General features: G+C 63.1%; 14 protein-coding genes and 1 pseudogene. 8 read left to right on the top strand and 7 right to left on the bottom strand.

The genetic code is table 11. From position 1 onward, the window contains the following. Positions 1-682: pseudogene (locus tag ACT3S6_RS12525) on the bottom strand (transposase); the annotation flags it as partial. Between the two features lie 118 nt (positions 683-800). Between ACT3S6_RS12525 and ACT3S6_RS12520 the strand changes: the two are divergent. The 4 genes from ACT3S6_RS12520 to ACT3S6_RS12505 all read left to right on the top strand — a co-directional run bounded on the left by ACT3S6_RS12520 (position 801) and on the right by ACT3S6_RS12505 (position 2,719). Further along, the gene (locus ACT3S6_RS12520; protein WP_444555220.1) at positions 801-1,361 is read left to right on the top strand and encodes an energy-coupling factor transporter transmembrane component T family protein; all 561 of its coding nucleotides are present in this window, start codon (positions 801-803) and stop codon (positions 1,359-1,361) included. A 10-nt stretch (positions 1,362-1,371) separates the two neighbouring features. Beyond that, entirely contained in the window at positions 1,372-1,608 is a 237-nt protein-coding gene (locus ACT3S6_RS12515; protein ID WP_102598822.1) for a hypothetical protein, read from the top strand. Positions 1,609-1,743: 135 nt separating this feature from the next. After that, entirely contained in the window at positions 1,744-2,118 is a 375-nt protein-coding gene (locus ACT3S6_RS12510; RefSeq protein ID WP_180993131.1) for an SIP domain-containing protein, read from the top strand. 7 nt (positions 2,119-2,125) lie between these two features. After that, on the top strand, positions 2,126-2,719 hold the full coding sequence (locus ACT3S6_RS12505) for a TetR/AcrR family transcriptional regulator (protein WP_165770476.1): 594 nt from the start codon (positions 2,126-2,128) through the stop codon (positions 2,717-2,719). Positions 2,720-3,188: 469 nt separating this feature from the next. On the opposite strand, the gene ACT3S6_RS12500 is transcribed toward ACT3S6_RS12505, so the two are convergent. The 3 genes from ACT3S6_RS12500 to ACT3S6_RS12490 all read right to left on the bottom strand — a co-directional run bounded on the left by ACT3S6_RS12500 (position 3,189) and on the right by ACT3S6_RS12490 (position 5,284). Further along, entirely contained in the window at positions 3,189-3,872 is a 684-nt protein-coding gene (locus tag ACT3S6_RS12500) for a hypothetical protein (RefSeq protein ID WP_096157945.1), read from the bottom strand. A gap of 28 nt (positions 3,873-3,900) precedes the next feature. After that, positions 3,901-4,905, bottom strand: coding sequence for a DNA-processing protein DprA (gene dprA / locus ACT3S6_RS12495; protein ID WP_165770477.1), 1,005 nt, complete (start codon positions 4,903-4,905; stop codon positions 3,901-3,903). Between the two features lie 82 nt (positions 4,906-4,987). Continuing rightward, on the bottom strand, positions 4,988-5,284 hold the full coding sequence (locus ACT3S6_RS12490; protein ID WP_096157947.1) for a helix-turn-helix domain-containing protein: 297 nt from the start codon (positions 5,282-5,284) through the stop codon (positions 4,988-4,990). A gap of 350 nt (positions 5,285-5,634) precedes the next feature. On the opposite strand from ACT3S6_RS12490, the gene ACT3S6_RS12485 reads away from it, so the two are divergent. Further along, complete coding sequence (locus ACT3S6_RS12485) at positions 5,635-6,333, top strand: dienelactone hydrolase family protein (RefSeq protein ID WP_443383808.1); 699 nt, start codon at positions 5,635-5,637, stop codon at positions 6,331-6,333. 60 nt (positions 6,334-6,393) lie between these two features. Continuing rightward, positions 6,394-6,825, top strand: coding sequence for a universal stress protein (locus ACT3S6_RS12480; RefSeq protein WP_086994058.1), 432 nt, complete (start codon positions 6,394-6,396; stop codon positions 6,823-6,825). A 90-nt stretch (positions 6,826-6,915) separates the two neighbouring features. On the opposite strand, the gene ACT3S6_RS12475 is transcribed toward ACT3S6_RS12480, so the two are convergent. Continuing rightward, positions 6,916-7,317, bottom strand: coding sequence for a DUF5997 family protein (locus ACT3S6_RS12475; RefSeq protein ID WP_443383811.1), 402 nt, complete (start codon positions 7,315-7,317; stop codon positions 6,916-6,918). A gap of 45 nt (positions 7,318-7,362) precedes the next feature. Here ACT3S6_RS12475 and ACT3S6_RS12470 point away from each other — a divergent pair, with 45 nt between their 5' ends. Next, positions 7,363-8,121, top strand: a complete 759-nt coding sequence (locus ACT3S6_RS12470) for a substrate-binding domain-containing protein (RefSeq protein ID WP_443383814.1) — start codon at positions 7,363-7,365, stop codon at positions 8,119-8,121. A 57-nt stretch (positions 8,122-8,178) separates the two neighbouring features. Here the strand turns inward: ACT3S6_RS12470 and ACT3S6_RS12465 are convergent, their stop codons facing one another. After that, entirely contained in the window at positions 8,179-9,579 is a 1,401-nt protein-coding gene (locus ACT3S6_RS12465) for a GntP family permease (RefSeq protein WP_443383817.1), read from the bottom strand. Positions 9,580-9,603: 24 nt separating this feature from the next. Continuing rightward, positions 9,604-10,146: a gluconokinase gene (locus ACT3S6_RS12460; protein ID WP_443383820.1), complete on the bottom strand. Its 543-nt coding sequence runs from the start codon at positions 10,144-10,146 to the stop codon at positions 9,604-9,606. A gap of 130 nt (positions 10,147-10,276) precedes the next feature. Here ACT3S6_RS12460 and ACT3S6_RS12455 point away from each other — a divergent pair, with 130 nt between their 5' ends. Further along, the gene (locus ACT3S6_RS12455) at positions 10,277-11,002 is read left to right on the top strand and encodes a FadR/GntR family transcriptional regulator (protein WP_443383823.1); all 726 of its coding nucleotides are present in this window, start codon (positions 10,277-10,279) and stop codon (positions 11,000-11,002) included. The last annotated feature ends 3 nt before the right edge of the window (positions 11,003-11,005 follow it).

Genomic DNA, 11,005 nt, shown 5'->3' with positions numbered 1-11,005 from the left:
ACGTCGGATTGGAAGTCGAAGCTGACCACATGCATCGGATACTCGGCACTGAGCCTCTTCTGCTCACCGGCACCGGGCCCGCTACGGCGTTTCTTGCGTACCTTGGGCTTGCACGTGAGTCCCTCGAGGCGCCAGAGCCGGCGTACGCGCTTCGTGTTCAGCCCCAGCCCATCCCACTGCGGCTGCTCGAGCAGATGCCAGCGCGCTTTACGCCAGCCCCAGGCGGGATACTTCTGAGCCACAGCACGTAGATCAGCGCGCAGCTGGGCCTCTTCGAAGCTGACCGTTGGCAGGCCTTTGCGCAGGGCTGAGCGGTTCTGGCTGAGCACCTTGCAGGCAAATCTTTCAGATGCCCCGAACTTTTCCTGCGCCATACGCACGGCACGGCGGCGTGGTTCGGGGCTTAGAATTTTCCCCGCGCCACCTCGTTGAGAATGTCGATGGCTAGTTCCTTCTCCGCGACCAGCTTCTTTAGCCTGGCGTTCTCCTTTTCGAGGTTTTTGACAGCTTTGGTCTGGTCGGCGTTCTTCTCGGATCCGTACTGCTGAAGCCACCGGTACCAGGTCGCTTCAGTGATCTGCAGTTCCTTGATGACCTCGATCATCGGGCGTCCGTCGTTGAGCATTTTTTGGCCCTGGCGTACTTTCGCGATGACCTGATCAGGGGTATGTCTACGTGCCATATCTGTGAATTTCCTCCTGCATCCATTATCGGATGCGAAACTCACATAGTCACCGGGCTTCTACCAAGGGGCCCAACCAGCCGTGCTAACGGCGGTGCCCGGCCTCGCAGTCCTGTTCATGTTCACCCTCGCGGTATGGATACCCGCGCCACCTGGAGAGACTCCGCTGTTCGCGCTTGGGTCGGTCGCGTGGCATTCAACCTCACTGGAAATATCAGCCGCAACGGGGGCGCGGATCAGCGCGATCCTCGCACTTGCTCTGATGGTCGGGCTCACTACAGATACTCGCGGCCTGGTACGCGCAGCGGTACAGAACCTGCGGTTACCGTACAGGGTCGGATACGCCGCCCTCATTGCTTTTGAGTTCGTGCCCCACCTGCAAACCGAACTGACCACGATCAGACTCGCTCACCGTGCGCGCTATGCAGCAGTACCTCTCATGCGCCGACTCGAACCAAGACGAATCTTCGGCTTCTTCACTATCCCGATAGCGCTATTGGCCGGAGGTATCCGACATGCCGAACGGGTCTCAATCGCCATGGAGACCCGTAGTTTCGGCCTCCACAACTCGCGAACCGAACGCCACAGCGAACCCTTCCGCAGCTCAGACTGGTTATGGCTCATCGGTCTCGTCGCCTTGTTCACCATCATCATCGTTTCTCTCACACTGACTGCTTGAAGGAGTATCCGTGGCAATTTACCCAAAATTCGTCGCAGACACGATCGAAAAGATTGGCCGCGCTACCACCGTCACACAAATCATCGACCCTTCACCAAAATTACGGTTGATCAGCTTCGCCTCTCCCGCATTGCAAAACTTTCGGTGGGAACCCTGCCAAGTGACTGCATTTCGTGTCGCAAAAGGCGAGTTCCGCCACTACACCCCGTCCCGGCTCGACCCCGCTAAGGGTACCGGCGAGATATAATTCCTGTTCCATTCCACAACGGGCGACGCACCCGGAGAACACCTGGTCAGAAACCTGCAACTCGGAGACGAAATCACCTGGTGCGGACTGGAAGCGCCACGCTCGTTCCGCTGGGCACCCCATCCGCGAATCCTAGTGCTGGGAGATGCCACTACGCTCGGCCTGTGGCGATCATTCCTAGAACACCCTTCAGTCACAGCTGGCCGCACACAGGTAGTTGGTGCCGTCGAAGTCCCAGATGGTGACCAACACGGCGCAAAAATCATCACACCCGGTCTGGAGGTCATCACCGCCATAGATGTTCCCGGAGCAGCGCTCGATACATGGCTAGAGCAACACCTTGCCGACCAGGAAGACCAGTTGTCACTCGATACGACGCATGCGTATCTGGCTGGACATGGGCGTAGCCTCCAACGTTTGCGTAGTGCCCTGCAACGCGCAGGAATGCGGCGCGCCCACATCCATACTCACGCATACTGGACAGACAAGACCCCCGCTATGCCAAGGTAGATGCATCATGCCGAAAATCTCAGACAGTTATCGAACCAGTCGGCAGAAGGTCATTCTTGACGCTGCCGTACGCTGTTTTGCTCGCAGCGGTATCGCGGGCACCACGATGGCCGACATCCAACGCGAATCTGGTATTTCGATTGGAGGCATCTACCGGTACTTTCCAGGAAAACAGGACATTCTCCTTGAAATTACCCGGCAGGATCAAGAATACCTCAATGCCACTCTCATCGACGCCATCACTATCGCCGAAAGCCCTCGTGAGTGCTTACCTGCACTTATGAAGGCACTGACCCAGTATCGCGACGAGCACCCCGTTGATGTCAACCGACTTGCCGTATCAAGCTGGCTCGAAGCCTCCAGCAACAATGAGTTGCAGGAACTACTCGCCACATCATTCCGCACCGTCACAGACGTGTTCTCCCAACGCCTCACCGACTGGAGCTTTCCAGAAGACGATCATCCCACACTCATTAACACCATTCGTGTCTTCGTGTTTGGTCATATCGCATTGAATGTTCTCGACGGCAAGTCAGCAGGCCCGGTGTCACTTGATGTCCTGAGTATGTTGCCATCTTTCCTGCCCGATCGCGCCATATGATTCCGAAGCCTCACCTAACCGTTCTATACTTCGGGATCATTTGGGTTTCGGCTATCCCCTCCCAGTGAAGATGTAACAGGTCGCAATACTCCCGCTGGGCTAGGGGCATACTCCCAGCGGGAGCGCGGCAGCGGCCGTCTAAGGCGGGGTTCCTTCTGCCTGAGGTCCGTCGGAGAAAAGATGAGCAAACAAGGCGACTTTCAAATGTGTGTCGCCGTCACCCGAGCGTGACGGCATGACCGTCCGGCAGCATCTTGGGTAGTCCTTCAAGGTTCTTTGTCGCCAGACCTGAAAGAGGGCTGCCGTCATGTGCCGACTACTCTGGGCCGCAAGCGTTCACTGAACCGCCCTGTTTGATGGAGGGGTATGACTTAACACGAAGGAGAGAATGAAGTCATGCCCGCAATGAAGAGGTACGACGATGTTACCCGTCCGCAGTTCACCGACCTGCAGACTCGAACATCCGAGGCTACTGGTCTGTCGGACGCGGCCGGTCGCCCTCTTCCAGGAGGTGCTCCCACACGGCGGGCTCCACAATGTCAGGGATGACCCGGTCGAGGCGACCAGTGTCAATGACGTACTCGTGTTCGCTGCGAGTCTTATGGAAGCTGGCGAGCACCGCCTCCCGCTGCACCGTCGCCTCATAGATTTCGTGGTGGCGACCGCCGATCGCACCGAGCCGGGTGGCGAACCAGTGCGCCCGCTCGAAACTCGTTGTCCACGACAGTCCCGTCTGGTGACCCTCCGCAGCGGCACGAAACAGCTGCACCGTCCCCGGCAGCCGTGCCCGATCGCGCACCTCGGTCTCGTGCAAATAGTGATCCTCGTCGACACCCGCGAGCTCGAACAGTTGCACCCACACCTCATGATCCGCAGCCCGCCCCGGCCACTCACACGTCGTCCACGTATCCTCAAGCCCCCTACGAAGCTCCCGGTCAGAGAGCGCCCCAGTGATCACCGCGGCGAACAGCACTCCCGGTTTGTCGTTGCGGCCGATCCTCGCCGAAAGATCCGCCCAACCCACCCGTGGGGCATGCGCGTTACCGAGTCGTCTCATGAGGCCGCCCCCTTCCAGCAGTTGCGACACGTGGTCTTCGAACAACTCTTGCCCATACGGGCCGAAATGTCGCCCGTCATTCAATGATCGATCCATCACCGTCAGCTCATCCCTTCGACCTTGTTTAACGGCTGGGTCCAGTAGTGCGGGCGGGAGAAGACGAGCTTGAAACCTGCGCCGACGCGGTATCAGGTGTCAGAGTTCTCCCAGGGTGGGCTCCGGCGCGTTGCAGCATCATGGTGACGTCGTCGACCCTCGTGACGATTTCTGCGATCCCATCACGCATCAGACGGTGGCTGCCTGCCGACGAAGCGCTGGTGATCGGCCCCGGTACCGCGCCCACGCACCGCCCGAATTCTGCTGCCTGCGCTGCCACCGACAAGGCGGACGATCTCACACCCGCTTCCACAACCACGACAGCCGACGACAGTGCAGCGATCACCCGTCCTCGCTGCAGCAGCCTCCACCTCGTCGGAGTCGCCTCCGGCGGCACTTCGCTGACCAACGCGCCAGTTGTGGCGATCCGCTCAAACAGTTGCTTGTGCCCCGATGGGTACAAGCGGTCAAGCGCGCCAGGGAGAACAGCGACGGTCGGCCCACCTGCCATCAGCGCGGCACGATGCGCGACAGCATCGATGCCATAAGAGCCGCCCGACACCACGACCTGACCCTGCTCAGCGACACCATCGGCAAGCTCCCCAGCCACATGCGAGCCATAACCGGTCGCTGCCCGCGCGCCAATGATCCCTACCGAGGCCTCAGCAGACAGATGCTCCGCGTTGCCCAGCACCCACAGTGCCAGCGGCGCGTGATCACCCAAAATGTTCATCTCTTCTGGCCATTTTGAATCATCTGGAGTCAGGAGCTGGGCACCGATCTGCTCGGTAGTCTCAAGCGCATCACGGGCGCGATCCATATTCAAACGAGGGCTGACCCGTTTGCGCCAATGATCCACAGCACCACCCTCCGAACCATCGGCCCCGGGAGCTACCAGCGCGAGTTGCACTGTCTCGGAGGCCCCAAAGTCATTCACCAACCGTCCAGTGACACGATCCCCAGGCTCAGATGCGTACGCGAGCATCACCCTCGCCAGATGTTCGTCATTCGGCGCCTCTGTCAAAGCAGTCATGATCATCCTTTCCTCGCAGCGACCTCTACAAAGGAGGTGCGGATGATGCACAACGAGATCGACTGGCCTGCTATGGCTCTTATCACTGGCTCGAGAGTTTTCGACCAACCCGTCGGACGTTGTCGCGAAGTTCAACACCAGCCTTCTTCAATGCTCGCCACACCATTGAATGACCGACGCCAAGGTCGGCGGCTACTTCTCGGATGGTCTGTCCCGATTCGTATCCACTGACGGCACGTACCACCTGTTCATCATCAAGCCCCTTCCGCCGGATTCTGACTCCGGCTTCATCGAGCTTGCGCCGCACAGTCTGCTTGCCGAGCTTCCATTCACACGCGATGGTGTAGAGCGACGCACCTGCTTTATACGCCGCAATCATTTGCTGTAAGTCCTCAGCGGGGAACGGGGTTACAGCCGTCCCAATTGGCGTCACCACTGGGCCACGATTGTCACTCCGAGGTACAGATACACTTGAATCACACCAATCTTCTCCATCAGAAGATCCGCGTGAAATCAACGATTTCAAGGTGGCGAACGAGGTTACAGTTTCGTCCCGCTTGGGGCACGAGTTTGGATGAAATGTCCTCCTCCCGGAATCCCGGGAGGAGGACATTTTTCGTGGAGGGGACCACCGGGGCCTGGACTTGTACGCCCGGGGAGGAGACCCGGAGGCATGATCTGCATAGACTGGGAAAGCGAACCAGATCGTCGACGAGCAGGAGTGCATCCGTGGCTGAACCGTCAGCTCATCAGAATGTCGCGTTCCCTTCCAACGGGCAGGACGCCCATGGCTATCTGGCCGAGCCCGCTTCGGGGAGCGGACCGGGGGTCATCGTCATCCAGGAATGGTGGGGCCTGACGGATCATGTTCGCGACGTCGCGGATCGTCTGGCAGCCGAGGGTTTCGTCGCCCTCGCCCCCGATCTGTATGGAGGCTGGATCACCCACGACGGTGCCGAAGCCGGGGAGATGATGCAAAAGCTGCCCGAGGCCGAGGGCGCCCGGTTGCTGGCCGGGGCCGTCGACTACCTGTCGGGGTTGGAGAAGGTCACCAGTGAGAAGGTCTCGGCCATCGGCTTCTGCATGGGTGGTGGCTTCGTGTTGGCGCTCGCGGCGCAACAGGGGGAACGGATCGCTGCGGCCGTCCCGTTCTACGGCGTGGGCCAGGCGGTGCCCGAGTCGTTCACCGGCGTGAAGGCGGCCGTCCAGGGACATTATGCGACCGAGGACGGGCTCTTCCCGGTGGAGCAGGCCAAGGAGCAGGAAGAGCAGCTCCGCGCCGAATCCGAGTCCGAAGTCACATTCCACTACTATGAAGCGCCTCACGCGTTCCATAATGATGAGGACCCCCAGGGGAACTATCGTCCGGAAGCGGCACGATTGGCTTGGGAACGGGCCGTTGGTTTCCTGCGGCAGAAGACCAAGTAGACCAAGCAGGACCAAGGGGTGTCGGCGCCAACGGCGTCACACCAGACAGGGAGGAAACACATGTCAGGAACAGTCATCGTCGGTGTCGACGGCAGCGAGACCGCGAATAAGGCGGCCACGCGTGCTGCGACCGTTGCGGCCGGCCTGGGCGCGAACCTCGTGGTGATCACCGCCCACACCAAGGACAACACCGAAGTCGTCCAGATCGGCAGTGATACGTGGATCCTCGACGACGCGGAACAGGCACAGAAGCTGGCGGAGAAGTCCGCCACCAAGCTGCGTGAACTGGTCCCGGGGGCCACGATCAAGGCCTCCGCCGTCAAGGGCAAGCCGCAGGATGCCCTCGTGGAGGAAGCCAGCAGGCTGGGAGCCCAGCTCATCGTCGTGGGCAACGTCGGGATGAAGGGCCTGGGGCGAGTGCTCGGAAGCGTGGCCTCCAGTGTGGCCCTGAACGCCCCGTGCGATGTCTACATCGTGAAGACCGCCAACTAGGCACCGTCTGGTTCGCCCGAAAACGGCGCCCTCCCCCTCTGGGGATGGGCGCCGCTTTTTGTTAAGGGTCGACCACGACGATGGGTCCGGTCAGCTGCCCGGGGTCTCGCGTGCCGCCGCCTTGCGGGCGTCGGCTTCCTTGATGCGGGCTTCTTCGGCGCGGACCTCGGCCATGTTGGTGCGCTCGGCCTGCAGCCATTCGGGCCGGTCGGCCAGCAATTCGTCGATCTGCGCGGTGGTCAGTGCTTCGTCGATGCCGCCCCGGGCGAGCCCGGAGATGCTGACGTTGAGTTTGCGGGCGATGACCGGGCGCGGGTGCGGTCCGGTCCGACGCAACTCGACCAGCCATTCGGGCGGTTCATTCATCATGTCGTCCAGGGCGTCCCGGGTGAGGGGACCATCCTGGAACTCGGCAGGCGTGGCGGGAAGATACACACCAAGCTTCTTGGCGGCAGTGGCCGGTTTCATGCTCTGCGAGGATTTCTGGGTCATGGTCCCAGCCTACCGGGCGCGGAGGGTGCCGGTAGGCTAGCGGTCGTGGCTGAACTGAGAATTGCGTTCGTGCCGGGCGTGACCCCGGATAAGTGGCTGGATCGTTGGCGGGAGCGTCAACCCGGGGTTCCGGTCCAGGCGACGATGCATGACATCGGGGACGATCCGCGGGGGCTGCTGGCCACCGGTGACGCGGACCTGGTGTTCATGAGGTTCCCCGACGGAGTGAACCCCGCGGACGGGATGACCCACGTCATCCCGCTCTACGAGGAGCTGCCCGTGGTGTGTGCCCCGCGTGAACATGCCTTGGAGTTGTACGACGACGAGGTGCCGTTGGAGGAGCTGGCCGAGGAGACCTGGTTGGACCTGGCCGACTATCCGCCACGGGTCGGGGGAACGGCGATGGCCCTGGAGGTCGTCGGTGCCGGGACCGGCTTGGTGATCGTCCCCCAATCCGTCGGACGCCTGTACCGGCGCAAGGACGTCGTGCAGAAGATCGTGACGGGGGCCCCGTCCACCCGGATCGGGGTCGCCTGGCTCAAGCCTGTCGGTGATGAGCCGGAGGACCCCCGCGTGGAGGAGTTCATCGGCATCGTCCGTGGACGTAGGGCCAATTCCTCCCGGCAGCCCTCGGTGCAGGAGCGGGAACGTTCCGCGGCCGCCCAAGCCCAGCGACGCCGGCAGCGCGGCGACCAGTCCGCCGCGGGTGCGCCGCGACCCGGAAGCGGGAAGAAAGGTGGAGGTCCCGGCGGGAAATCCTCCGGCGGCAAGCGCCGCGGCGGCCCGGCCCGGGGGCGTCGCTAGCACCTCGGGTCCGGCCATCCCGGCGGAGTGGCCGGGATGGCCGGTGGACCTGCCGCGCTACCCGAGTGAAGCGAAGCCGAAGATCACTGCCGCGAAAGCAAACCCGACCACGCCGATCAGTGTCTCCAACACGGTCCAGGTCTTCAGGGTCGTCTTGACGTCCATGTCGAAGAACCGTCCAACCAGCCAGAAGCCCGAGTCGTTCACATGGGAGATGATCACCGAGCCGGCGGCCACGGCCACCACCATGGTCGCCAACTGGATGTCGTTCAGGCCGGCGACCGCCACGGCGGGGGCCAGCAGTGCGGCGGCGGTGGTCAAGGCCACCGTCGCGGATCCCTGGGCCACGCGCAGGATGCCCGAGATGAGGAAGCCGGCCAGGATCAATGGCACCCCCAGATCGCCCAGCACGTCGGACAGGGCCTCGCCGATGCCCGAGGCGCGCAGGACGCCGCCGAACATGCCACCGGCACCGGTGATGAGGATGACCGAGCAGACCGGGCCCAGGGCCTTCTCCATGACCTGTTCGATGGCGTTCTTGCTCATGCCCCGACGCATGCCCAGCACGAGGGAGGCCACCAGCAGGGAGATCAGCAGCGCCACCGGCGTTTCGCCGACCGCGCGCAGCAGCTGGAACCATGCGGCGTCCTGGGCTGCCTCGGGCAGGACCTGGGCCGAAGCCAGGGTGTTCAGCCCGGTGTTCATGAAGATCAGCACCAGGGGCAGCAACAGCACGGAGATGACCGTGCCGAAGGCCGGCGGGTTCGACTCGTGCTCGGCATCGGCTTCGCCCAACAGGCTCGGGATCGGCAGTTCCCATCGGCGTCCGGCCCACTTGCCGTACAGGTAGCTGGCCAGGTACCAGGTCGGCAGGGCGACGATGAGCCCGATGAGCAGGACGAATCCGACATTGGCGTCGAAGAATTCGGCGGCCGCCACCGGGCCCGGGTGCGGTGGTACGAAGACGTGCATGACCGAGAAGGCACCGGCGGCGGGCAGGCCGTAGAGCAATACGCCGCCACCCAGGCGTCGCCCGACGGCGAAGACCACCGGGAGCATCACGACCAGTCCGGCGTCGAAGAAGATGGGGAACCCGAAGAGCAGCGAGGCCACGCCCAGGGCCAGCGGGGCGCGCTTCTCACCGAATTTGCGGATCAGGACGTCGGCGAGGACCTTGGCCCCGCCCGACATCTCCACGATGCGTCCGAGCATGGCGCCCAGTCCCACCAGCAGGGCCACAGAGGCCAGTGTGGAGCCGAATCCGTCGGTCAGCACCGAGACGACGCTGCCGGCGGGGATGCCGGTCGCGAAGGCGGTCAGCAGGCTGATCAGGATCAGGGCGACGAAGGCGTGCATCCGTAGTTGGATGATGAGCAGGAGCAGAACGACGATCGCGCCGGCGGCAATGCCGAGCAATGGTCCCGCACCCAGGGTCTGGGTCCAGTTCTCGAGGGTCATGGGTTCTCCGGTCGGGGTGGGGTTCTATTGCTCGGTCGGGTTCTTCGGGTCCAGGTCCAACGAGGACAGGGCCCGGGCCAGGAGGTCCTCGGCGCTGCTGTCGTTGGCCAGGGTGAAGCCGTCCTCGTCGGATTCGAGGGGTTCAAGGGTGTTCAGTTGGCTGGGCAGGAGGGTCCCGGGCATGAAATGCCCGGTTCGTTCCCGGATGCGTTCGGCCAGGATGTCGGGATCGACCACGACGTGCACGAAACGCACGACGCCGTCGGCCTCGCGCAGCAGGTCCCGGTAGCTGCGTTTCAGGGCCGAACAGGTCATCACGGTCCCTGGACCCGGGGTGTGGTCCATCCAGTCGCGCAGCACTGCCAACCAGGGCCAGCGATCGTCGTCGGTCAGGGGGGTGCCGGAGGCCATCTTGGCGACATTGGTGGCCGGATGGAAGTCATCGGCTTCGGCCATGGGCCAGCCGAGGCGGTCGGCGAGCAGGCTGGCCAGCGTGGTCTTGCCGGAAGCGGATACGCCCATCACCACCAGATGGGTGGGAGGCGGTTGGGGTGCCTGAAGCGGCATGTCTACTCCTGGAAGGACGTCGTTGGCCTGGGCCCGGCGGACCGGCTGAATAAAAGATAACACCTTATGCCCGGACGTGGATAGTGTCCCCGGTAACCGTGATGTGACCGGGCGTCATAGGATGATGACCATGCAGATCCCCTCCGGAGCGACCGTGCTCCAGGAACCGATTGTCGAAACCCTGGGGCGGGAAATCGTCGATGGCGTGCTGGCCCCCGGGGACCGGTTGACCCTCGATGCCCTGCAATCGCGTTTCGGGGTCTCCCGCACCGTGATGCGCGATTGCATGCGGGTCCTGGAGTCACTGCGATTGGTCTATGCGAAACGACGGATCGGCCTCGTCGTCCAGGAATCGCGGTTCTGGAACGCCTATGACCGCCGTGTCATCCGCTGGCGCCTGTCGGGGCCGGGCCGGGAACGGCAATTCACCGAGCTCACGGAGCTGCGGGTCGCCGTCGAACCCCTGGCCGCCGCCGGAGCCGCGCGGCGTGCCCCGTCCCAGGCCCGCGAGGAGATCGTGTCCCTGGCGGCGCAGCTGCGCCGGTTGGGGGAGGAGGGTGACCTGGAAGGCTTCCTCGCGGTGGATATCGCCTTCCATGCCCTGCTGCTGCGCGCCAGCGGCAACTCGATGTTCGCTGAACTCGACGGGGTCGTTGCCGAGGTGTTGTCGGGGCGGACCCATCAAGGCATGATGCCCTTCCACCCGCGGGAAAAAGCCCTGGCCGAACATGAGGCCGTGGCGGCCGCGGTGGCCGCGGCCGACGGGCCCGGCGCCGAACGTCACATGCAGGTCCTGGTCGACGAGGTCCGTGCTGCCCTGGAGGACCGGTTGCACGACGGGCAACTGCCCGACTGAGCG

The sequence above is a fragment of the Arthrobacter sp. AOP36-C1-22 genome (genome assembly GCF_052377515.1).
Lineage (GTDB): Bacteria > Actinomycetota > Actinomycetes > Actinomycetales > Micrococcaceae > Arthrobacter_H.
Note: the sequence above shows the minus strand (reverse complement) of the source record. Positions and strands in the feature narration are given on the sequence as shown.

Bases quoted from the DNA above. Each gene is read 5' to 3' on its own strand.
- ACT3S6_RS12500 (WP_096157945.1), bottom strand. From the start codon at position 3,872: ATGGATCGATCATTGAATGACGGGCGACATTTCGGCCCGTATGGGCAA.
- ACT3S6_RS12490 (WP_096157947.1), bottom strand. From the start codon at position 5,284: ATGATTGCGGCGTATAAAGCAGGTGCGTCGCTCTACACCATCGCGTGT.
- ACT3S6_RS12455 (WP_443383823.1), top strand. From the start codon at position 10,277: ATGCAGATCCCCTCCGGAGCGACCGTGCTCCAGGAACCGATTGTCGAA.
- ACT3S6_RS12520 (WP_444555220.1), top strand. From the start codon at position 801: ATGTTCACCCTCGCGGTATGGATACCCGCGCCACCTGGAGAGACTCCG.
- ACT3S6_RS12460 (WP_443383820.1), bottom strand. From the start codon at position 10,146: ATGCCGCTTCAGGCACCCCAACCGCCTCCCACCCATCTGGTGGTGATG.
- ACT3S6_RS12475 (WP_443383811.1), bottom strand. From the start codon at position 7,317: ATGACCCAGAAATCCTCGCAGAGCATGAAACCGGCCACTGCCGCCAAG.
- ACT3S6_RS12480 (WP_086994058.1), top strand. From the start codon at position 6,394: ATGTCAGGAACAGTCATCGTCGGTGTCGACGGCAGCGAGACCGCGAAT.
- ACT3S6_RS12505 (WP_165770476.1), top strand. From the start codon at position 2,126: ATGCCGAAAATCTCAGACAGTTATCGAACCAGTCGGCAGAAGGTCATT.
- ACT3S6_RS12465 (WP_443383817.1), bottom strand. From the start codon at position 9,579: ATGACCCTCGAGAACTGGACCCAGACCCTGGGTGCGGGACCATTGCTC.
- dprA (WP_165770477.1), bottom strand. From the start codon at position 4,905: ATGACTGCTTTGACAGAGGCGCCGAATGACGAACATCTGGCGAGGGTG.